This is a genomic window from Acidovorax sp. Root217 (assembly GCF_001428645.1).
In the GTDB taxonomy this organism is placed as follows: domain Bacteria; phylum Pseudomonadota; class Gammaproteobacteria; order Burkholderiales; family Burkholderiaceae_C; genus Acidovorax.
The window spans coordinates 576,396-596,123 of sequence record NZ_LMIH01000012.1; the positions used below are offsets into that span (position 1 = coordinate 576,396).

General features: G+C 65.0%; 23 protein-coding genes. 16 read left to right on the top strand and 7 right to left on the bottom strand.

The window, feature by feature from the left end; all coding sequences use genetic code 11:
- Positions 1-26: 26 nt before the first annotated feature.
- The 3 genes from rpmG to trxB all read right to left on the bottom strand — a co-directional run bounded on the left by rpmG (position 27) and on the right by trxB (position 1,644).
- The gene (rpmG, locus tag ASE31_RS12755) at positions 27-197 is read right to left on the bottom strand and encodes a 50S ribosomal protein L33 (protein ID WP_007859760.1); all 171 of its coding nucleotides are present in this window, start codon (positions 195-197) and stop codon (positions 27-29) included.
- An 11-nt stretch (positions 198-208) separates the two neighbouring features.
- A complete protein-coding gene (rpmB, locus tag ASE31_RS12760) occupies positions 209-442 on the bottom strand; it encodes a 50S ribosomal protein L28 (protein ID WP_007859763.1) in 234 nt (77 codons plus the stop codon).
- Positions 443-690: 248 nt separating this feature from the next.
- A complete protein-coding gene (gene trxB / locus ASE31_RS12765; protein WP_057201988.1) occupies positions 691-1,644 on the bottom strand; it encodes a thioredoxin-disulfide reductase in 954 nt (317 codons plus the stop codon).
- A 214-nt stretch (positions 1,645-1,858) separates the two neighbouring features.
- Here trxB and ASE31_RS12770 point away from each other — a divergent pair, with 214 nt between their 5' ends.
- The 3 genes from ASE31_RS12770 to lolA all read left to right on the top strand — a co-directional run bounded on the left by ASE31_RS12770 (position 1,859) and on the right by lolA (position 5,620).
- Positions 1,859-2,536 (top strand): Crp/Fnr family transcriptional regulator, encoded by a 678-nt coding sequence (locus tag ASE31_RS12770; protein WP_057201989.1) that lies wholly within the window; start codon positions 1,859-1,861, stop codon positions 2,534-2,536.
- A 51-nt stretch (positions 2,537-2,587) separates the two neighbouring features.
- Entirely contained in the window at positions 2,588-4,924 is a 2,337-nt protein-coding gene (locus ASE31_RS12775; RefSeq protein WP_057201990.1) for a DNA translocase FtsK, read from the top strand.
- 63 nt (positions 4,925-4,987) lie between these two features.
- A complete protein-coding gene (gene lolA, locus ASE31_RS12780; protein WP_057201991.1) occupies positions 4,988-5,620 on the top strand; it encodes an outer membrane lipoprotein chaperone LolA in 633 nt (210 codons plus the stop codon).
- A 21-nt stretch (positions 5,621-5,641) separates the two neighbouring features.
- Here the strand turns inward: lolA and ASE31_RS12785 are convergent, their stop codons facing one another.
- Positions 5,642-6,004 (bottom strand): hypothetical protein, encoded by a 363-nt coding sequence (locus ASE31_RS12785; RefSeq protein WP_057201992.1) that lies wholly within the window; start codon positions 6,002-6,004, stop codon positions 5,642-5,644.
- Positions 6,005-6,208: 204 nt separating this feature from the next.
- Here ASE31_RS12785 and ASE31_RS12790 point away from each other — a divergent pair, with 204 nt between their 5' ends.
- The 5 genes from ASE31_RS12790 (at position 6,209) to ASE31_RS12810 (ending at position 11,416) form a co-directional block, all read left to right on the top strand.
- Positions 6,209-7,546 carry a replication-associated recombination protein A gene (locus tag ASE31_RS12790; protein ID WP_057201993.1) on the top strand — a complete coding sequence of 446 codons (1,338 nt, stop codon included), beginning with the start codon at positions 6,209-6,211 and terminating at the stop codon, positions 7,544-7,546.
- A gap of 316 nt (positions 7,547-7,862) precedes the next feature.
- Positions 7,863-8,792 (top strand): branched-chain amino acid ABC transporter permease, encoded by a 930-nt coding sequence (locus tag ASE31_RS12795; RefSeq protein WP_057201994.1) that lies wholly within the window; start codon positions 7,863-7,865, stop codon positions 8,790-8,792.
- A gap of 10 nt (positions 8,793-8,802) precedes the next feature.
- Entirely contained in the window at positions 8,803-9,882 is a 1,080-nt protein-coding gene (locus tag ASE31_RS12800) for an ABC transporter ATP-binding protein (protein ID WP_057201995.1), read from the top strand.
- Between the two features lie 20 nt (positions 9,883-9,902).
- The gene (locus tag ASE31_RS12805) at positions 9,903-10,685 is read left to right on the top strand and encodes an ABC transporter ATP-binding protein (RefSeq protein ID WP_057201996.1); all 783 of its coding nucleotides are present in this window, start codon (positions 9,903-9,905) and stop codon (positions 10,683-10,685) included.
- Between the two features lie 2 nt (positions 10,686-10,687).
- A complete protein-coding gene (locus tag ASE31_RS12810) occupies positions 10,688-11,416 on the top strand; it encodes an ABC transporter ATP-binding protein (protein ID WP_057201997.1) in 729 nt (242 codons plus the stop codon).
- Between the two features lie 79 nt (positions 11,417-11,495).
- Here the strand turns inward: ASE31_RS12810 and ASE31_RS12815 are convergent, their stop codons facing one another.
- A complete protein-coding gene (locus ASE31_RS12815; RefSeq protein WP_057201998.1) occupies positions 11,496-12,104 on the bottom strand; it encodes an outer membrane beta-barrel protein in 609 nt (202 codons plus the stop codon).
- 282 nt (positions 12,105-12,386) lie between these two features.
- Between ASE31_RS12815 and ASE31_RS12820 the strand changes: the two genes are divergently transcribed.
- Together ASE31_RS12820 and ASE31_RS12825 are read left to right on the top strand one after the other, a co-directional pair.
- Positions 12,387-13,034, top strand: a complete 648-nt coding sequence (locus ASE31_RS12820) for a DUF47 domain-containing protein (RefSeq protein WP_057201999.1) — start codon at positions 12,387-12,389, stop codon at positions 13,032-13,034.
- An 18-nt stretch (positions 13,035-13,052) separates the two neighbouring features.
- Entirely contained in the window at positions 13,053-14,063 is a 1,011-nt protein-coding gene (locus ASE31_RS12825; RefSeq protein WP_057202000.1) for an inorganic phosphate transporter, read from the top strand.
- A gap of 73 nt (positions 14,064-14,136) precedes the next feature.
- Here ASE31_RS12825 and ASE31_RS12830 read toward each other — a convergent pair whose 3' ends face one another.
- Positions 14,137-14,583: a TM2 domain-containing protein gene (locus ASE31_RS12830; protein WP_057202001.1), complete on the bottom strand. Its 447-nt coding sequence runs from the start codon at positions 14,581-14,583 to the stop codon at positions 14,137-14,139.
- A 7-nt stretch (positions 14,584-14,590) separates the two neighbouring features.
- Positions 14,591-15,112 carry a GNAT family N-acetyltransferase gene (locus ASE31_RS12835; protein ID WP_057202002.1) on the bottom strand — a complete coding sequence of 174 codons (522 nt, stop codon included), beginning with the start codon at positions 15,110-15,112 and terminating at the stop codon, positions 14,591-14,593.
- Positions 15,113-15,261: 149 nt separating this feature from the next.
- Between ASE31_RS12835 and rpsP the strand changes: the two genes are divergently transcribed.
- The 6 genes from rpsP to ASE31_RS12865 all read left to right on the top strand — a co-directional run bounded on the left by rpsP (position 15,262) and on the right by ASE31_RS12865 (position 19,355).
- On the top strand, positions 15,262-15,513 hold the full coding sequence (rpsP, locus tag ASE31_RS12840; RefSeq protein ID WP_007859791.1) for a 30S ribosomal protein S16: 252 nt from the start codon (positions 15,262-15,264) through the stop codon (positions 15,511-15,513).
- Between the two features lie 75 nt (positions 15,514-15,588).
- Positions 15,589-16,158 carry a ribosome maturation factor RimM gene (rimM, locus tag ASE31_RS12845; RefSeq protein WP_057202003.1) on the top strand — a complete coding sequence of 190 codons (570 nt, stop codon included), beginning with the start codon at positions 15,589-15,591 and terminating at the stop codon, positions 16,156-16,158.
- A gap of 27 nt (positions 16,159-16,185) precedes the next feature.
- Positions 16,186-16,944, top strand: coding sequence for a tRNA (guanosine(37)-N1)-methyltransferase TrmD (trmD, locus tag ASE31_RS12850; RefSeq protein WP_057202004.1), 759 nt, complete (start codon positions 16,186-16,188; stop codon positions 16,942-16,944).
- A gap of 152 nt (positions 16,945-17,096) precedes the next feature.
- A complete protein-coding gene (gene rplS, locus ASE31_RS12855; RefSeq protein WP_057202005.1) occupies positions 17,097-17,504 on the top strand; it encodes a 50S ribosomal protein L19 in 408 nt (135 codons plus the stop codon).
- 101 nt (positions 17,505-17,605) lie between these two features.
- Entirely contained in the window at positions 17,606-18,322 is a 717-nt protein-coding gene (locus ASE31_RS12860) for a CoA pyrophosphatase (protein WP_235514431.1), read from the top strand.
- A gap of 46 nt (positions 18,323-18,368) precedes the next feature.
- Positions 18,369-19,355 carry a CobD/CbiB family protein gene (locus ASE31_RS12865; protein ID WP_057202006.1) on the top strand — a complete coding sequence of 329 codons (987 nt, stop codon included), beginning with the start codon at positions 18,369-18,371 and terminating at the stop codon, positions 19,353-19,355.
- Positions 19,356-19,728: the final 373 nt, after the last annotated feature.

Genomic DNA, 19,728 nt, shown 5'->3' on the forward strand with positions numbered 1-19,728 from the left:
CTTTTTCGGGGAGAACCAGCGCTGAATTACTTCAGCTTGATTTCCTTGTATTCGACGTGCTTGCGTGCCTTGGGATCAAATTTCATGATCAGCATCTTTTCAGGCATCGTCTTCTTGTTCTTGGTCGTGGTGTAGAAGTGACCGGTACCCGCAGTGGATTCCAGCTTGATCTTGTCGCGTCCGCCTTTGCTTGCCATGGTGTTTCTCCTTAAGCCTGGCCACGTGCGCGCAGGTCTGCGAGCACCGAGTCAATACCGTTCTTGTCGATCAAACGCAGGGCAGCGCTCGAAACGCGCAGGCGAACCCAGCGGTTTTCGGTCTCGACCCAGAAACGGCGGTATTGCAGGTTCGGCAGGAACCGGCGCTTGGTTTTGTTGTTGGCGTGGGAAACATTGTTCCCGACCATGGGCTTCTTGCCCGTTACGTCGCAGACGCGTGCCATGAGGACACTCCGATACTTTTTAACGGCCGTTCGCTGCGTGCTCGCGGGATGTTTCCCAAAAGCACAGCTTGCGACCTCACCTCGCCAGAAAGGGTGGCGGTAACCCCGGGCAGACCGATGTGGCCGGCCCGATTGGATTTTTGCCTGCAGGAAAAGCGGGTACGAAAATACCCGCCTGAATTCAGGAAAGCCTCGGATTATAGCGGCCCGCGCGCCGGGGCGTCAAATTGCGTCCCGGGTGGCGGTTTTCAGTCCTGCTGTTCGAGAAAGCGCTGGGCGTCGAGCGCGGCCATGCAGCCCGTGCCGGCGCTGGTGATGGCCTGGCGGTACACATGGTCTGCCACGTCGCCGGCCGCGAAGACGCCCGGCACGCTGGTCTGCGTGGCAAAGCCCTTGAGCCCGCCCTGCGTGATGATGTAGCCGCCTTCCATCTCCAGCTGGCCCTGGAAGATGTCGGTGTTGGGCGAGTGGCCGATGGCGATGAAGCAGCCGTGTAGCGTGATGTCCTCGGTGCTGCCGTCCTTGGTGCTCTTGATGCGGATGCCGGTCACGCCGGTGGCGTCGCCCAGCACCTCGTCCAGCGTGTTGAACAGCTTGAGCTCGATCTTGCCGGCGGCGACCTTCTCGTTGAGCTTGTCCACCAGGATGGGCTCGGCCTTGAACTTGTCGCGGCGGTGCACCACGGTGACCTTGCTGGCGATGTTGGAAAGATACAACGCTTCTTCGACGGCCGTGTTGCCGCCGCCGACCACGGCCACGGGCTTGTCGCGGTAGAAGAAACCATCGCAGGTGGCGCAGCCCGACACACCCCGGCCCATGAAGGCTTCTTCGGAGGGCAGGCCCAGGTACTTGGCCGAAGCGCCGGTCGCCAGGATCAGCGCGTCGCAGGTGTAGGTGCCGCTGTCACCGGTGAGGGTGAACGGGCGCTTGCTGAAGTCGACCTTGTTGATGTGGTCGAAGATGATCTGCGTCTTGAAGCGCTCGGCATGCTCCAGAAAGCGCTGCATTAGCTCCGGACCCTGCACGCCATGCACGTCGGCGGGCCAGTTGTCGACCTCCGTTGTGGTCATCAGCTGGCCACCCTGGGACATGCCGGTGATCAACACCGGATTGAGGTTGGCACGGGCGGCGTAGACCGCTGCGCTGTAGCCGGCCGGGCCGGAGCCGAGGATCAGAACTTTCGCGTGTTGGGTGGTAGACATGGTAAAAGCCTGTGTTTTGCGCCCGCTGCACGGGGCGCTGTTGGGAAAGCTGGGGGGCAGGGCGCCAAGTATCAACTGCGCACGGTCTTCACACGCAGGCCCATTTTCAATCACGGCGATTGTAAGAACCCATCAGGGAGTGCGATGGCGCGCCCCTGTGATAACCCCGCTGCGGCACCGGTGGAGCCGCACCTTTTTGAGAGGAGAAGTTTCCATGTCAACGATGTTGTCCAACCTGGACCTGCTGCGCCGGGTACCGCTGTTCTCGCTGCTCACCGTGGCACAGGCCGAGGTGATCAGTGGCGCCGTGGTCAAGAAGCGCTTCAAGCGCGGGGAGGCGCTGGTCGAGCAGGGGCAAAAATCCAACGCACTGTTCATCCTGCTCACCGGGCGGGCGCGCGTGCTGACGACCGACAGCCGGGGCCGCGAGGTGATCCTGGCCAACCTGGCGCAGGGCGACTACCTGGGCGAGATGAGCATCATCGACAACGAACCGCACTCCGCCACGGTGCGCGCCGAGGTGCAGACCGACGTGCTGATGCTCGGGCGCACGGAGTTCGCGCGCTGCCTGACCGAGAACGCCTCCATGTCGCTGGTGGTCATGCGCGGCCTGGTCAAGCGCCTGCGCCATGCCGACCGCAAGATCGAATCCCTGGCCCTGCTGGACGTGTACGGCCGCGTGGCCCATGCGCTCCTGGATTTCGCGGTCACCGATGCCCAGGGCCAGCGCATCATCCGCGACAAGATCTCGCGCCAGGACCTGGCCAAGATGGTCGGCGCCTCGCGCGAGATGGTCAGCCGGGTCATGAAGGACCTGGAGGAGCGCGGTTTCATCGAGGTGCTGCCCACCGGCGCTACCGTGCTCAAGGACCGCCTGGACGCGCTGGGCTGATCCTGCGCGCCGGTTCCGGGCGGTGCTTGGGGTAAGCTTGCCCGGCTCCTTATGACCTATTCACTCAATACCCTGAACGCATCGTCCGCCGCGAAGTCGCCGCCCCGCACGGGAGCGGCCCGCTTCGGGCATGAAATCGGCCTGGTGCTGGGCCTGCTGGCCCTGGTTTTCTGGCTGCTGGCGCTGGTCAGCTACTCGGCGCAGGACGCCGCCTGGTCGTCCTCGGGGCCCTCGGACTCGCGTGCCGTGCTCAACTGGGCCGGGCGCATCGGTGCCTGGCTGGCCGACGGCAGCTACTTCGCCCTGGGTTTCTCCGTCTGGTGGTGCGTGGCGGCGGGCGTGCGCTCGTGGCTGTCGTCCCTGGCACGCTGGATGCGCGGCGGCGAGGTGCTGCCTGGCGCCGTGAGCCCCATGGCGCGCCGCGGCCTGTTCTGGGGTGGGTTGGTGGTGCTGATGTGTGCCAGCACCGCACTCGAATGGTCGCGCCTGTACCGCTTCGAATCGCTGCTGCCTGGCCACGCCGGTGGGGTGCTCGGCTTCCTCACGGGGCCGGCCAGCGTCAAGTGGCTGGGCTTCACGGGGTCGGCCCTGCTGTGTATCGTGCTCGCAGTGCTGGGCGCTGCGCTGGTGTTTCGTTTCTCCTGGGGCCATGTGGCCGAGGTGCTGGGTGGGCGCATCGATGCGCTGGTGCAGTCGCGCCGCACGCAGCGCGAGGTGGCCAAGGATGTGGCCGTGGGCCGCAAGGCCGCGCGTGAGCGCGCCGTGGTGGTGCTGGAAGAGAAGACCGAGAGCGAGGAGCACCACCCCCAACCGGTGCAGATCATCGAGCCGATCCTGGTCGACCCGCCGCTGAGCGCCCGCGTGGTCAAGGAGCGGCAAAAGCCCCTGTTCACCGAGATGCCCGACAGCAAACTGCCGATGGTGGACCTGCTCGATGGTCCGCTGCAGCGCCAGGAGACGGTAGCGCCCGAGACGCTGGAGATGACCAGCCGCCTGATCGAGAAGAAGCTCAAGGATTTCGGCGTGGAGGTGCGCGTGGTGGCGGCCATGCCCGGCCCGGTGATCACGCGCTACGAGATCGAGCCCGCCACCGGTGTGAAGGGCTCGCAGATCGTGGGCCTGGCCAAGGACCTGGCGCGCTCGCTGAGCCTGGTGTCCATCCGCGTGGTGGAGACCATCCCCGGCAAGAACTTCATGGCGCTGGAACTGCCCAATGCCAAGCGCCAGTCGATCCGCTTGTCCGAGATTCTGGGCTCGCAGGTCTACCACGAGGCCAAGAGCATGCTCACCATGGGCCTGGGCAAGGACATCGTGGGCAACCCGGTGGTGGCTGACCTGGCAAAGATGCCGCACGTGCTGGTGGCCGGTACCACCGGCTCGGGCAAGTCGGTGGGGATCAACGCCATGATCCTGTCGCTGCTGTACAAGGCCGAGGCGCGCGACGTGCGCCTCCTGATGATCGACCCGAAGATGCTGGAAATGTCGGTCTACGAGGGCATTCCGCACCTGCTGGCCCCCGTGGTCACCGACATGAAGCAGGCCGCCAACGGCCTGAACTGGTGCGTGGCCGAGATGGAGCGCCGCTACAAGCTCATGAGCAAGCTCGGGGTGCGCAACTTGGCCGGCTACAACGTCAAGATCGACGAGGCCAAGGCGCGCGAGGAGTTCATCTACAACCCCTTCAGCCTCACGCCCGAGGAGCCCGAGCCACTGCAGCGCCTGCCGCACATCGTGGTGGTGATCGACGAGCTGGCCGACCTGATGATGGTGGTGGGCAAGAAGATCGAAGAGCTGATCGCGCGCCTGGCGCAGAAGGCGCGTGCCGCCGGCATCCACCTGATCCTGGCCACGCAGCGCCCCAGCGTGGACGTGATCACCGGCCTGATCAAGGCCAACATCCCGACCCGCATCGCCTTCCAGGTCAGCAGCAAGATCGACAGCCGCACCATCCTCGATCAAATGGGCGCCGAGGCCCTGCTGGGCATGGGCGACATGCTCTACATGGCCAGCGGCACCGGCCTGCCGATCCGGGTGCATGGCGCCTTCGTCTCGGACGAGGAAGTCCACCGTGTCGTCCATTACCTCAAGGAACAAGGGGAGCCGGACTACATAGAGGGGGTGCTCGAAGGTGGAACTGTGGACGGCGACGGGGATCTGTCAGGGGAGGGCGGTGGCGGTGAAGGGGGTGAAAAAGACCCCATGTACGACCAGGCCGTGGAAGTGGTCCTCAAGGACCGCAAGGCCAGCATCTCCTACGTCCAGCGCAAGCTGCGCATCGGCTACAACCGGTCCGCGCGCCTGCTGGAGGACATGGAGAAGGCGGGCCTGGTCAGCGGCCTGACCACCAGCGGCCAGCGCGAAGTGCTGGTGCCCGCGCGCCCCGAGTAAGCGGCGCACCGGTTGCGCAACAGGCGTTGGGTAGCCGGCAACCCCCACAGACAGGAGCTTTTGTTGAAAAAAATTGTGACAGCCATCGTGATCGCCGCCAGTGCCCAGTGGGCCAGCGCGGACGGACTCAAGAGCCTGGAAGCGTTCATGAAGAGCACCCAGACGGGCCGTGCCGATTTCACCCAGGTGGTGACCTCGCCGCCCAAGGAGGGGCAAACGGCGCGCACCAAGAACTCCAGCGGCTCGTTCGAGTTCCAGCGCCCCGGGCGCTTCAAGTTCGTCTACAAGAAGCCTTTTGAGCAGACCATCGTGGCAGACGGCCAGACCCTGTGGCTGCATGACGTGGACCTGAACCAGGTGACGCAGCGCGCCCAGGCCCAGGCCCTGGGCACCACGCCTGCGGCCTTGCTGGCATCGGCACCCGACCTGTCGGCGCTCAAGGCCGATTTCACGCTCGAGGCCGCGCCCGAGGCCGACGGCCTGCAGTGGGTGCTGGCACGCCCCAAGGCCAAGGACGGGCAGCTGCAGAGCGTGCGCGTGGGGTTTGCGGGCGAGCAGCTCGCGGCCTTGGATATCCTGGACAGCTTCGGCCAGCGCTCGGCCATCCGCTTCACGGGCATGCAGGCCAATGCGGCGCTGCCGGCCGGCACCTTCCAGTTCAAGCCGCCCGCCGGGGCTGACGTGGTCAAGCAGTAAATCTGCAGGTGGCGGTGGCGCCTATTTCTTCTGGATGACGCCGCGCGCGTAGCCCCCATGGGCGGAGGGCAGCACCATGCAGATCATGGCGCGGCCCTGCTGCTTGTCGAGCTGCTGCACCACCCTGTGCTGGTCGTCGTAGTCCTCGCCCGCGCGCAGGTCTGCTGCCGTCTTCTTGATGCGCTTGAGCAACTCTTGCACCTTGTCGTCATTGATGGCGAGGTTTGGGCAGTTCTTGGCCGCGAAATCGGCCGACTCGAGGGCCGAGCCAAGTTGGGCCTCAATGGCCTCGGCTTCGGTTACGTCGGCATGGGCGGTGCTGCACAGCAGGGCGGCGCTCAGGAGCAGGAGCAGGGGCAGGGTGCAAAAAGAGACTGGCTTCATGGGTCAGGGGATCCAGGTGCAGGAGCAAGAATGGGAATGGGGTTGTGCCCCGCCCCGAAAAGCGCTTGTTTATAAGCGATGGGCATGGGGTGCGCGTTCCATGTGCCCCAGCGTCATCGTTACAAAATGCAGCGGCCGCTGCCTGTGTTGGAATCGGTGCATGCCGCAGGTTGCCATCCACACGGTCCCCGTTTCTTCGCCACCATGAGTACGTCCCGCAGTTCCCCTTCGCCATCCACCGCCGCCCACCAACCCCTGGCCGAGCGCCTGCGCCCGCGCACGCTGGGCGAAGTGATCGGGCAGCAGCAGGTGCTGGGGCCGGGCATGCCGCTGCGCCTGGCGTTCGAATCGGGCCGTCCGCACAGCTGCATCCTGTGGGGCCCGCCGGGCGTGGGCAAGACCACCATTGCGCGGCTCATGGCCGATGCCTTCGACGCGCAGTTCATCAGCATCAGTGCCGTGCTGGGCGGGGTCAAGGACATCCGCGAGGCGGTGGAGCGGGCCGAGCTGGCGCGTGACGGCCTCATGCAGCAGCGCACCATCGTCTTCGTCGATGAGGTGCACCGCTTCAACAAGAGCCAGCAGGACGCGTTTTTGCCGCATGTGGAAAGCGGCCTGTTCACCTTCATCGGCGCGACCACCGAGAACCCCTCGTTCGAGGTCAACTCTGCGCTGCTTTCGCGCGCCGCCGTGTACGTGCTGCAGCCCCTGTCGACCGAGGACCTGCAGCAGCTCGTGGCCCTGGCCCAGGCGCACAAGGCGCTGCCCGCCATTGAGCAGGACGCCATCGACCGCCTTGTGGCCTATGCCGACGGCGATGCCCGGCGCCTGCTCAACACGCTGGAAACACTGGCCATGGCGGCCACGCAGGAGCAACTGGCCGAGATCACGGACGCCTGGCTGCTCAAGGTGCTGGGCGAGCGCATGCGCCGCTACGACAAGGGTGGCGAGCAGTTCTACGACACCATCAGCGCGCTGCACAAATCCGTGCGCGGCTCGGACCCCGATGCGGCGCTGTACTGGCTGGTGCGCATGCTCGATGGTGGTGCCGACCCGCGCTACATGGCCCGGCGCCTGGTGCGCATGGCCAGCGAGGACATCGGCCTGGCCGATCCGCGCGCTCTGCGCCTGGCGCTCGATGCGGCCGAGGTCTACGAACGCCTGGGCACGCCCGAGGGCGAGCTGGCCCTGGCCGAGTGCGTGGTCTACCTGGCCGTGGCGCCCAAGTCGAATGCCGTCTACAAGGCCTACAACGCCGCGCGCGCCTGGGTCAAGCAGGACGGGACGCGCCCGGTGCCCATGCACCTGCGCAATGCACCGACAAAGCTCATGAAGCAGCTCGACTACGGCAAAGGCTACCGCTACGCACACGACGAGGAAGGCGGGTTTGCCGCGGGCGAAAACTACCTGCCCGAGGGCATGCCGGCGCCTGGTTTCTACCAGCCGGTGGAACGCGGGCTCGAAATCAAGATCGCACAGAAATTGCGTGAGCTGCGCAATCGCAATACCGCCGCCGATGGCACCGACCTCCCCGAGGACTGATTGGCTACTGGAGAAACGGCGGAAAACCGGCGTTATGCCGATTTTGCATGATTCTGGTAATAAGTTTGCTCAGCAATATTCTTGCGTGTATCAAAAATACTTATGTGCCCGGCCCGTCACTGATGGATCCGCAACCCGAGGGAAAACCCCGCCAATCCTGAAGAGGGGCTGCTGACACTACTGGCTACAATCCCGTCCACAAACCCGCACAGCTGCATTTCTGGCGGGTTTTTTGCTAGATGGCAGTCGGGCCCACAAGGCTGTACCGATTCCGGTGCCTGCGCTTGGGGTGCGTTACAAACGAAGGACTTCTCTTATGGACATTTTGCTGCAACAGATCATCAACGGTCTGGTTCTCGGCAGCATGTACGCCTTGATAGCCTTGGGCTACACGATGGTGTACGGCATTATTCAACTGATCAACTTCGCCCACGGCGAGGTGCTCATGATCGGTGCACTCACCAGTTGGAGCTGTATCGGGTTAATGCAAGGGGCCATGCCTGGCGCGCCCGGCTGGCTCATCCTGTTGCTGGCCACCATCATCGCGTGCGTGGTCGCTGCCACCCTGAATTTCGTGATCGAGAAAGTCGCCTACCGGCCACTGCGCAGCAGCCCGCGCCTGGCGCCCCTGATCACCGCCATCGGCATGTCCATCCTGCTGCAGACGCTGGCCATGATCATCTGGAAGCCCAACTACAAGCCGTACCCGACGATGCTGCCCAGCACGCCGTTTGAGGTCGGTGGCGCTTACATCACCCCCACCCAGATCCTGATCCTGGGCGTGACCGCAGTGGCGCTGGCCTCGCTGATGTACCTGGTGAACCACACCAACCTGGGCCGCGCGATGCGTGCCACGGCAGAGAACCCCCGCGTGGCTTCGCTGATGGGCGTCAAGCCCGACATGGTGATCTCGGCCACCTTCATCATCGGTGCCATCCTGGCGGCCATCGCCGGCATCATGTACGCCTCCAACTACGGCACGGCGCAGCACACCATGGGCTTCCTGCCCGGACTCAAGGCCTTCACGGCCGCCGTGTTCGGCGGCATCGGCAACTTGGCCGGCGCGGTGGTCGGCGGCATCCTGCTGGGCCTGATCGAGGCCATCGGCTCGGGCTACATCGGCACCCTCACGGGTGGCCTGCTGGGCAGCCACTACACCGACATCTTTGCTTTCATCGTGCTGATCATCATCCTCACGCTGCGCCCCTCGGGCCTGCTGGGCGAGCGTGTGGCCGACCGAGCCTGAGGACCTTGTCATGAAAAACAACAACCTTGCCAAATGGGTCATGGGCGGCATCGCGCTGCTGATTCTCCCGCTCATCCTCCAGTACTTCGGCAACGCCTGGGTGCGCATCGCCGACCTGGCCCTGCTGTACGTGATGCTGGCCCTGGGCCTGAACATCGTGGTCGGCTACGCCGGCCTGCTCGACCTGGGCTATGTGGCGTTCTATGCCGTGGGTGCCTACCTGTTCGCGCTGATGGCATCGCCCCATCTGGCCGATACCTTCACCGCGTTTGCCGCCATGTTCCCCAATGGGCTGCACACCTCGCTGTGGGTGGTGATACCGTTGGCGGCACTGGTTGCGGCGCTCTTCGGGGCGGTGCTCGGGGCGCCGACGCTCAAGCTGCGCGGCGACTACCTGGCCATCGTGACATTGGGCTTCGGTGAGATCATCCGCATCTTCCTGAACAACCTGGACCACCCCGTCAACCTGACCAACGGCCCCAAGGGCCTGGGGCAGATCGACTCGGTCAAGATCTTCGGCCTGGATCTGGGCAAGCGGCTGGAGCTGTTTGGCTTCGACATCAACTCCGTCACGCTGTACTACTACCTGTTCCTGGTGCTGGTGATCATCAGCGTCATCATCTGCTACCGCCTGCAGGACTCGCGCATCGGCCGCGCCTGGATGGCCATCCGCGAAGACGAGATCGCCGCCAAGGCCATGGGCATCAACACCCGCAACCTCAAGCTGCTGGCCTTCGGCATGGGCGCTTCGTTCGGCGGTGTCTCGGGTGCCATGTTCGGTGCCTTCCAGGGCTTCGTGTCGCCCGAGTCCTTCAGCCTGATGGAGTCGGTCATGATCGTCGCCATGGTGGTGCTCGGCGGCATCGGCCACATCCCGGGCGTGATCCTGGGCGCCGTGCTGCTGTCGGCCCTGCCCGAAGTGCTGCGCTACGTGGCCGGCCCGCTGCAGGCCATGACCGATGGCCGCCTCGATTCCGCCATCCTGCGCCAGTTCCTGATTGCCGTGGCCATGATCGTCATCATGCTGATGCGCCCCCGTGGTCTGTGGCCTGCGCCCGACCATGGCAAGAGCCTCACGCAGAAGTCCTGAACACCACCGAAAGTTAGAACATGGCAGAGAAATCCAACGAAGTGGTGCTGAAGGTTGCCGGCATATCCAAGCGCTTTGGCGGCTTGCAGGCCCTCTCCGACGTCGGCATCACGATTGAACGCGGCCAGGTTTACGGCCTGATCGGTCCCAACGGCGCTGGCAAGACCACGTTCTTCAACGTGATCACCGGCCTGTACACCCCCGACGCCGGCACGTTCGAACTCGCAGGCAAGCCCTACGAGCCGACAGCCGTGCATGAGGTGGCGAAGGCCGGCATTGCCCGTACCTTCCAGAACATCCGCCTGTTTGCGGAGATGACGGCGCTAGAGAACGTGATGGTGGGCCGCCACATCCGTACCAAGTCCGGCCTGCTGGGCGCGATACTGCGCACCAAGAGCTTCAAGGCAGAGGAGCTGGCCATCGCCAAGCGCGCGCAGGAACTGCTCGACTACGTGGGCATCGGCAAGTTCGCCGACTACAAGGCGCGCACCCTGAGCTACGGCGACCAGCGCCGCCTGGAGATTGCCCGCGCCCTGGCCACCGATCCCCAGTTGATCGCGCTGGACGAGCCCGCAGCCGGCATGAACGCGACCGAGAAGGTGCAGTTGCGCGAGCTGATCGACCGCATCCGCAACGACAACCGCACCATCCTGCTCATCGAGCATGACGTGAAGCTGGTGATGGGCCTGTGCGACCGCGTGACGGTGCTCGACTACGGCAAGCAGATCGCCGAAGGCACGCCTGCCACCGTGCAGAAGAACGAAAAAGTGATTGAGGCCTATCTGGGCACCGGAGGACATTGAGAATGGCCGAAAAATCCAACAAGGTACTGCTGCAGATCAAGGGCCTGAAAGTGGGCTATGGCGGTATCCAGGCCGTCAAGGGCGTGGACTTCGAAGTGCGTGAAGGCGAGCTGGTCTCGCTCATCGGCTCCAACGGTGCCGGCAAGACCACCACCATGAAGGCCATCACGGGCACGCTGCCCATGGGCGATGGCGACATCGAGTACCTGGGCAAGAGCATCAAGGGCAAGGGCGCCTGGGACCTGGTCAAGGACGGCCTGGTGATGGTGCCCGAAGGCCGCGGTGTGTTCGCGCGCATGACCATCACCGAAAACCTGCAGATGGGTGCCTACATCCGCAAGGACAAGGCGGGCATCCTGGCCGACATCGAGAAGATGTTCACCATTTTCCCGCGCCTGCGCGAGCGCAAGGACCAGCTGGCCGGCACCATGTCAGGCGGTGAGCAGCAGATGCTGGCCATGGGCCGCGCGCTGATGAGCCAGCCCAAGGTGCTGCTGCTGGACGAGCCCTCCATGGGCCTGTCACCCATCATGGTGGACAAGATCTTCGAGGTCGTGCGCGATGTGTACGCCCTGGGGGTGACCATCCTGCTGGTGGAGCAGAACGCCAGCCGCGCGCTGGCCATTGCCGACCGCGGTTATGTGATGGAGTCGGGCCTGATCACCATGACCGGGCCGGGCCAGGAGCTGCTGAGCGACCCCAAGGTGCGTGCCGCCTACCTGGGCGAGTAAGGGCTTGCCTGCGCCAGCAAAATGCCGTCCCTCGGGACGGCATTTTTCATGGGGAGGACGCAAGCCCTCCAGTTGCTGGTCAGTACTTGTACTGCACGCCCAGCGTCGTCATCTTCACGCCCGAGTTCTCATCCGAGAAGTGGAACTTGTGGCGCTCCCACTCCACCACGGCGGCCCATTGCTGGTTGAAGTTCCAGCGTGCGCCCACGCCGTAGGACAGCCCGAAGCCGCTGTCCTTGCCCGTTGCCACGCCCAGGCCCGAGAAGCCCGAAGTGCGCGTGCGGCCATAGGTGGTGCCGACCTTGCCGAACAGGTCGAACTGCTCGTTCAGCGGGGCGCGCCCGATCAGGCTCAAGTTGACGCCCTCGGCCTTGGTGGTGCCGCCCAGGCGGTGGGCCTTGCCGGCATTCAGGTAGCTCAGCTCCACGCCGGCATTGGGGTGGAAATAGCCGCCGGTGGAGAGTTTCCAGGCCGAGTCGGAGTCATCGAAGCCCAGGCCGGTGCCGGGTGGACCGGCATTAAGGTCGTAGTTGGACCGGCCGCCGCTCAGGCCGAAGTAGCCTTGCTGCGTATAAGGAATGAAGGAATCGCGCTGCTTGGGCGAAGCGCTGCTGGTCTGTGCCTGCACGCCCGTGGCGGCGCAGGCGGCTGCAACCAGCCAGGGGATCAGGCGGAACGAGGATGGCATGGAAGGTGTCCTTGGAACGTGGGGAAATTCGGCGGGCAACGGATGCCCGCGGGGCGAACGCCCAATCTAAGGCGCTGCCCCGACGGTTGCTGTAGGACGGAGGGTCTCCGGTGGGTAGGCCTCGCCCGGGGATGCCACCCCGGGCGAAGCCGCTGCCATCGACCCTGGGCCTAGTTGCAACGGCCCGGCGGTTAAACTCCCGGCAGTCACGTTGGCGTCATGGTTTTGTCATGGCACCGTCATTTCCAAGAAATCCGACCCCCCGTTCCAGGAGCCTCCCCCATGCTGTTTGCCAAGCTGTTGCCACGCGAAGGCAATTTTTTCGAAATGTTCAACCAGCATGCGGACCGCATCGTGGAAGCGGCCCGCGCTTTTTCGCAACTGGTGGCCAACTACAACGATCCCCACCTGCGTGACAAGTACAACCAGGACGTGGACAATGCCGAGCGCGCTGCCGACCGCGTGACGCACGAGGTCAACAAGGCCATCCACAAGACCTTCATCACCCCCATCGACCGTGAGCAGATCCACACGCTCATCAACACCATGGACGATGTGGCCGATCTGATCCAGGACTCGGCGGAAACCATGGCGCTGTACGACGTGCGCCACATGACGGACGAGATCACGCGCCTCACCGACCTGAGCCTCAAGTGCTGCGAGCGCTTGCGCGACGCCGTCAAGCTGCTCGACAAGATCGCCGACCCTGCCGTGGCCGAGGCCGCCCTCAAGACCTGCGAGGAGATCGACAAGCTCGAATCCGACGCCGACCGCGTGATGCGCAGCGCCATGAGCAAGCTGTTCCGCGAGGAGCCCGATGTGCGCGAAGTGATCAAGCTCAAGGCCATCTACGAGCTCCTGGAAACCATCACCGACAAGTGCGAGGACGTGGCCAACTGCATCGAGGGCATCGTCCTCGAGAACTCCTGATCGGCAGGGCCCAGCAGCATGGAAACCGTACAAGCAGCCCTGTGGGTTGTCGTTCTGCTCGTGGCGCTTGCGATCCTGTTCGACTTCATGAACGGGTTCCACGACGCCGCCAACTCGATTGCCACGGTGGTCTCCACCGGCGTGCTCAAGCCCGCGCAGGCGGTGCTGTTCGCGGCATTCTTCAATTTTGTGGCCATCTTCGTGTTCCACCTGAGCGTGGCCGCCACGGTGGGCAAGGGCATCGTGCAGCCCGGCATCGTGGACACGCACGTGGTGTTCGGCGCCCTGGTGGGCGCCATCACCTGGAACGTGATCACCTGGTACTACGGCATCCCCAGCAGCTCCTCGCATGCGCTGATCGGCGGCATCGTGGGCGCGGTGATCGCCAAGGCTGGCGCGGGCGCGTTGATCTCGGCCGGCATCCTGAAAACCGTGGCCTTCATCTTCGTCTCGCCGCTGCTGGGCTTTCTGCTCGGCTCGCTGATGATGGTGGCCGTGGCCTGGATCTTCCGGCGCGCCAGGCCGAGCAAGGTGGACAAGTGGTTCCGGCGGCTGCAGCTCGTTTCCGCAGGCGCCTACAGCCTGGGCCACGGCGGCAATGATGCGCAGAAGACCATCGGCATCATCTGGCTGCTGCTGATCGCCACGGGCTACGCTTCGGCCAGCGACGCATCGCCGCCCACCTGGACCATCGTGAGCTGCTACGTGGCCATTGGCCTCGGGACCATGTTCGGTGGCTGGCGCATCGTCAAGACCATGGGCCAGAAGATCACCAAGCTCAAGCCCGTGGGCGGCTTCTGTGCCGAAACGGGCGGGGCGATCACGCTGTTCCTGGCCACCACGCTGGGCATCCCGGTCTCCACCACGCACACCATCACCGGTGCCATCGTGGGCGTGGGCTCCACCCAGCGCGCCAGCGCCGTGCGCTGGGGCGTGGCCGGCAACATCGTCTGGGCCTGGGTGCTCACCATCCCGGCCAGCGCCTTTGTGGCGGCCATTGCCTACTGGGTGAGCCTGCAGTTGTTCTGAGTGCTCTGCAGCTCCATGAAGAAAGCCCTCCGGGAACTGTTTCCCGGAGGGCTTTTTGCGTTGTGGCGGATGCCTATTGCGAAATCTTGCGCGCTTCCTCGATCTGGTACTCGAAATAGCGCTGGAAGCTGAACGCCAGGCTGGCCATCAGCACCGTGGTGCCCATCAGCAGGGCCAGGACGATGGCGCCGATGGTGATCCACTGCGTCTGGCCGGCGGGCGCTTCCACCGGGGCGCTGGGGTTGTAGCGGGCATTCCAGCGTTCGGGCGTCATCAGGCCGTACAGGATGGCGCGCAGGGCGCAACCCGCGATCGTGAACCCCAGCAGGGGGATCAGGATCCAGCTGTAATGGTCGTCCTGCCCCAGTTGCTGCACGCGCTGGATGCCGTAGATCCCCAGTGCCGTGGGGATGGGCAGCAGCCAGCCCAGCATGTCCCCCATGCCGTGCAGGTAAAAGCGGTGCAGGCCCAGCGGGCCGCCCAGGAAGGCCAGCCAGGCAGCCAGTGTTTTGTTTTTCATGGGGGGATTATTCAGGCGAAGTGGTGTCGCCCGCGCCCAGGGTCTTTTCCATGAGCACGATGTCGCGCCAGGCGCCGAATTTCCAGCCCATGGAGCGCATCACGCCCACGTCGGTGAAGCCCACGGCGCGGTGCACGCCGATGGAGCCGGCGTTGGCCGAATCGCCGATCACCGCCAGCAGCTTGCGCACGCCGGCCGCCTCGGCCTGCACCATCAGTTCGGCCAGCAGTTGCCGGCCCAGGCCCATGCCGCGGGCGCTGTCGGCCACGTAGATCGAGTCTTCGGCCGAGAAGCGGTAGGCCGGGCGCGGCTTGAACCAGTTGGCGTAGGCAAAGCCCAGCACCTGGCCGTCCTGCTCGGCGACCAGCCAGGGCAGGCCCCGGCCCAGCACGTCGGCGCGGCGGCCGGCCATGTCGGTTTCGGTGGGGGGGTCGATCTCGAAAGTACCCGTGCCGTGGAGCACATGGTGGGCGTAGATGGCGGTGATCGCGGGCAGGTCAGCGTCGGTGCTTGGACGAATAATGGGCATGGAATGGGGAATTGGATATAATCGCGGGCTTTGCAGCGTGTCGCTGGCCGGGTGGCCATGTCGCGTGTCTCAAGCGTTGCGAGAATATGGTTGCGAACACTGCGGCTTTCGGCAGGTATTGCCGGAACCCAACACCCGAAGGATAAATCATGGTCGTCATTCGACTTTCCCGCGGCGGCTCCAAGGGCCGTCCTTTCTTCAACATCGTCGTTGCTGACAAGCGCGTGCGCCGCGATGGCCGCTTCATCGAGCGCCTGGGCTTCTACAACCCCACCGCCAAGGAAACCGAAGAAGGCCTGCGCATTGCACAGGACCGCCTGACGTACTGGCAGAGCGTGGGCGCCCAGTCCTCGCCTACCGTGGACCGCCTGATCAAGCAAGCTGCCAAGAAGGCTGCTTAAAGCTCCCTGAAAAGGGCGGGTTCCGTCGGCTTGCCTGGCGGAACCCGCCCTTTTCCTATTTCCGAGACCCATTCCATGGCCACGAACCTGACCCTCGCACCCGCAGAACTGCCTGCCGACGCCGTCGAAGTGGGCCGCATTGCCGACGCCTGGGGTATCAAAGGCTGGTTCAAGGTGGTGCCCCACAGCAGCAACCCCGAAGCCCTGTTCTCTGCCAAAAGCTGGTACCTGCAGCCCTCCGAGCGGGGTGCCAAGACCTTCTCCGGCACGGTGCTGTTGCCGATTCGGCAGGCCAAGGACCACTCGGACACCGTGGTGGCCTGGGCGCAGGGCATCGACGACCGCAACGGCGCCGAGGCGCTGCGCGGCGCGCGCATCTTCGTGCCGCGCTCGGGCTTTCCGACCACCGCCACCGACGAATACTACTGGGTGGACCTGATCGGCCTGGCCGTCGTCAACCGCGAGGGCCTGGTCCTGGGTACCGTGCGCGAACTGCTGTCCACTGGCCCGCAGACCGTGCTGGTGCTCGAGTACGAGGAGGCAGGCAAGGTGCAGGAGCGCATGATTCCCTTCGTGGCCCATTTCGTCGACAAGGTGGAACTGCCCGAAAAGCGCATCACCGTCGACTGGCAGCCCGACTACTGAGCGACCGGTTGCGGTCCGCTGCGCACCATGCGCTTTGACATCATCACCCTGTTCCCCGAGCTGTTTGCGCCCTTTCTGGCCAGCGGCGTGACGCGGCGTGCCTATGCCGGTGGCCAGGTCGACGTACGGCTGTGGAACCCCCGCGACCAAGCCGAGGGCAACTACCGCCGCGTGGACGACCGGCCCTTTGGCGGTGGCCCGGGCATGGTGATGCTGGCCGAGCCGCTGGCGCGCTGCCTGGCAGCCATCCGCGCCGAGCGCGCCGAGCCTGCCGAGGGCCAGGCTCCGCTGGTGCTGTTTTCGCCCATCGGAGCGGCGCTCAACCACGCGGCGGTGGAGCGGTGGTCTGCCAGCACGGGCGCCGTGCTGTTGTGCGGGCGCTATGAAGGCATCGACCAGCGTTTCATCGATGCCCATGTGGACCTGCAGATCAGCCTGGGCGATTTCGTGCTCTCGGGCGGCGAGATCGCCGCCATGGCCTTGCTCGATGCCGTGGCGCGTCTGCAGCCCGGCGTGCTCAACGACGAGGGCAGCCACCAGCTCGACAGCTTCAACCCCGCGCTCGACGGCCTGCTCGACTGCCCCCACTACACCCGTCCCGAAGAATGGGCAGGCCAGGCCGTGCCGGCCGCGCTGATGTCCGGCCACCACGCGCAGATCGAGCGCTGGCGGCGCGACCAGCGCCTGGCCGTCACCGTGCGCCACCGCCCCGATCTGATCGCCGCAGCGCGCCAAGCGGGTCGCATCACGCCTGCCGACGAGGCCGTATTGGCCAAGTTGCGCTGACTTGCTATAATCAAAGGCTTTTCGATCCTCTGGCCGGCCGTTTTGCTGAGCAAACATGTGGAGCATGCAGGCTCCTGCCGTTTGTGCGAAACACTGAGACGTCAATCCCGACGCTGCCATTTTTGGCGCGGACATGATCGTTGGATGTAAAAATGAACCTGATTCAAACCCTGGAAGCGGAAGAAATCGCCCGCCTCAACAAGACCATTCCCGCATTTGCGCCTGGTGACACCGTCATCGTGAGCGTGAACGTGGTGGAAGGTACCCGCAAGCGCGTGCAGGCTTACGAAGGCGTGGTGATTGCCAAGCGCAATCGCGGCCTGAACAGCGGCTTCACCGTGCGCAAGATCTCCAGCGGCGAAGGCGTGGAGCGTACGTTCCAGACCTACAGCCCGCTGATCGCCGGTATCGAAGTCAAGCGCCGCGGTGACGTGCGCCGTGCCAAGCTGTACTACCTGCGTGACCGCAGCGGCAAGTCGGCACGTATCAAGGAAAAGCTGCCACAGCGCGTCAACAAGGCGGCTGTTGCCGCCGCCGCAGCAGCAGCTACTGCCGCCTGAGGACTGGACCCGTCCAGGCAAGCCGCTACAGCCAGCCTGTAGCGGCTTTTTGCATTGTGCCGCCTCACCAGCGTTCCCTTGGCCCCCTCATCCCGACTGCAGTGAAACCACCGATCAGCCCCGTGTCCTCCATCATCCCGCCCCTGTCCACGCTGCCCGATTTCGATCCGCGCAAGGTGCCCGTGGTGGGGGTGGATACGCACCTGGCAGCGGTGCCGCTGGCGGCCCAGACCCCCGAGGCGCTGCGCTTGCGCTTTGCGCACCCGCCGCAGTGGGAGCCCGAGGTGGTGCTGGAGCGCAAGTTCGCCCAGCGCGAGCCGGCCCATGCCTCGGTGCTGCTGGCCATCGTCTTGCGCGAGCAGCCCATGGTGCTGCTGACCGAGCGCACGGCGCATCTGTCCACGCACTCAGGGCAGATCGCCTTTCCCGGTGGCCGGGCGGACCCCGAGGACGCCACCCCGGCCGACACCGCGCTGCGCGAGGCCTTCGAGGAAGTGGGTCTGGAGCGCCAGTACGTGGAGGTGTTGGGTTCCTTGCCCATCTACGTGACGGGCACCTCCTTCATCATCACGCCCGTGGTCGCGCTGGTGCAGCCCGACTGCGTGCTCACACCCAATCCCTACGAGGTGGCGGATCTGTTCGAGGTGCCGCTGGCCTTTCTGCTCGACCCGGCCAACCACCAGCGCCACCGGCTGGAGTGGGAGGGCGTGGCCCGCGAATGGTTCTCCATGCCCTACCAGGACGGTGAGAAGAACCACCACATCTGGGGCGCCACCGCCGGCATGCTGCGCAATTTCTACCGCTTCATGCAAGCCTGACCTTATTGGTGCACGGCGGCATGCAGCGCCAGTATCATTGGCGACCATGAGTTTCTTCGCCATCCTGTTCGCTCTGCTGATCGAGCAGGCCCGCCCGCTGGCCCGCAGCAACCCCATCCATGCAGGCCTGCGTGCCTGGGCTCTGTCGGTAAGCCGCAATTTCGACGCCGGCAAGTCGCACCACGGCTGGGTGGCGTGGGGCCTGGCGGTGCTCGTCCCTTCCCTGGTCGTGCTGGCCATCCACTGGCTGCTGCTGTGGGGGCTGGGCTGGCCGTTCGCCGTGCTCTGGAGCGTGGCGGTGCTGTACGTCACCCTCGGTTTCCGCCAGTTCAGCCACCATTTCACCGGTATCCGCGATGCGCTGGAAGAAGGCGATGAAGACGCCGCCCGCGAGCGCCTGGCCCATTGGCAGCAGGTGGACGTGGGCCTGCTGCCGCGCAGCGAGATCGTGCGCCACGTGATCGAGTATTCGGTGCTGGCCGCCCACCGCCACGTGTTCGGTGTCCTGGCCTGGTTTTCGGTGCTCGCGGCGCTGGGTCTCGGCCCCACGGGGGCGGTGCTGTACCGGTTGGCCGAATTCGCCTCGCGCTACTGGCATTACCGCCAGCGCATGGGCGCCCAGCCCGCGAGCGAATCGCTGCAGCGCGCTTCGGCCCAGGCCTGGACGGTGATCGACTGGGTGCCTGCGCGGCTGACCGCGCTGAGCTTTGCGGTGGTGGGCAGCTTCGAGGAGGCGATCGAGGGCTGGCGTTTCCATGCGCAGCGCTTTCCCAATGACAACGATGGGGTGGTGCTGGCGGCGACGGCCGGGGCCATCAACGTCCGTTTGGGGGGCGAGGCGCTCAAGGCCCGGTCGGTGCTGCATACGCCGCAGGGGTTGGAGATCGATGCGGACATGGGGGACAGTGACGCGACCCCTGGGCGGGAGCCTGAAGTGGGGCATTTGCGCAGTGTCGTGGGGCTCGTTTGGAGGTCGGTGGTGGTGTGGATGCTGCTGCTGGCTTTGTTGACCTTGGCTCGGTTGCTGGGCTGACGATCTCTCGGGGTTTTTTACCGGCGCCTTGCTTGAGGGCGGGAGCCGGGATGTGCGCCCGGCTGTGCAGGCGTGGTTCTGCGGCTTGGTCTCTAGGGTTGCCGCATGCTTGTTTCAGGGGCGGAGGCCGGGTCTCGGCCCGGCAGCCGAGGTACCTTTCTTTGAGTCGCCAAAGAAAAGTACCCAAAAGAAAGGCGACCCCGCTGCCCGTGTCCCCACTCGCCCGTTGGGCGAGTGGGGCAGCCTGCGATGCTCGGACCTGGGGTGACGCCGAAGAACTCGCTGCGCTCCCCCTGCGGGTGAGCTCCACTCAAACAGCTTCGGCGAGCCAGACAACGATGCGCGTGTCCTTCGGCACGCGCTCACCCCAGGC

Bases quoted from the DNA above. Each gene is read 5' to 3' on its own strand.
- rpmG (WP_007859760.1), bottom strand. From the start codon at position 197: ATGGCAAGCAAAGGCGGACGCGACAAGATCAAGCTGGAATCCACTGCG.
- ASE31_RS12785 (WP_057201992.1), bottom strand. From the start codon at position 6,004: ATGAAGCCAGTCTCTTTTTGCACCCTGCCCCTGCTCCTGCTCCTGAGC.
- ASE31_RS12775 (WP_057201990.1), top strand. From the start codon at position 2,588: ATGACCTATTCACTCAATACCCTGAACGCATCGTCCGCCGCGAAGTCG.
- rpmB (WP_007859763.1), bottom strand. From the start codon at position 442: ATGGCACGCGTCTGCGACGTAACGGGCAAGAAGCCCATGGTCGGGAAC.
- rpsP (WP_007859791.1), top strand. From the start codon at position 15,262: ATGGTCGTCATTCGACTTTCCCGCGGCGGCTCCAAGGGCCGTCCTTTC.
- trxB (WP_057201988.1), bottom strand. From the start codon at position 1,644: ATGTCTACCACCCAACACGCGAAAGTTCTGATCCTCGGCTCCGGCCCG.
- ASE31_RS12865 (WP_057202006.1), top strand. From the start codon at position 18,369: ATGAGTTTCTTCGCCATCCTGTTCGCTCTGCTGATCGAGCAGGCCCGC.
- rplS (WP_057202005.1), top strand. From the start codon at position 17,097: ATGAACCTGATTCAAACCCTGGAAGCGGAAGAAATCGCCCGCCTCAAC.
- ASE31_RS12815 (WP_057201998.1), bottom strand. From the start codon at position 12,104: ATGCCATCCTCGTTCCGCCTGATCCCCTGGCTGGTTGCAGCCGCCTGC.
- ASE31_RS12795 (WP_057201994.1), top strand. From the start codon at position 7,863: ATGGACATTTTGCTGCAACAGATCATCAACGGTCTGGTTCTCGGCAGC.
- ASE31_RS12820 (WP_057201999.1), top strand. From the start codon at position 12,387: ATGCTGTTTGCCAAGCTGTTGCCACGCGAAGGCAATTTTTTCGAAATG.
- ASE31_RS12790 (WP_057201993.1), top strand. From the start codon at position 6,209: ATGAGTACGTCCCGCAGTTCCCCTTCGCCATCCACCGCCGCCCACCAA.
- ASE31_RS12825 (WP_057202000.1), top strand. From the start codon at position 13,053: ATGGAAACCGTACAAGCAGCCCTGTGGGTTGTCGTTCTGCTCGTGGCG.
- ASE31_RS12830 (WP_057202001.1), bottom strand. From the start codon at position 14,583: ATGAAAAACAAAACACTGGCTGCCTGGCTGGCCTTCCTGGGCGGCCCG.
- ASE31_RS12835 (WP_057202002.1), bottom strand. From the start codon at position 15,112: ATGCCCATTATTCGTCCAAGCACCGACGCTGACCTGCCCGCGATCACC.
- trmD (WP_057202004.1), top strand. From the start codon at position 16,186: ATGCGCTTTGACATCATCACCCTGTTCCCCGAGCTGTTTGCGCCCTTT.
- rimM (WP_057202003.1), top strand. From the start codon at position 15,589: ATGGCCACGAACCTGACCCTCGCACCCGCAGAACTGCCTGCCGACGCC.
- ASE31_RS12800 (WP_057201995.1), top strand. From the start codon at position 8,803: ATGAAAAACAACAACCTTGCCAAATGGGTCATGGGCGGCATCGCGCTG.
- ASE31_RS12770 (WP_057201989.1), top strand. From the start codon at position 1,859: ATGTCAACGATGTTGTCCAACCTGGACCTGCTGCGCCGGGTACCGCTG.
- ASE31_RS12805 (WP_057201996.1), top strand. From the start codon at position 9,903: ATGGCAGAGAAATCCAACGAAGTGGTGCTGAAGGTTGCCGGCATATCC.
- ASE31_RS12810 (WP_057201997.1), top strand. From the start codon at position 10,688: ATGGCCGAAAAATCCAACAAGGTACTGCTGCAGATCAAGGGCCTGAAA.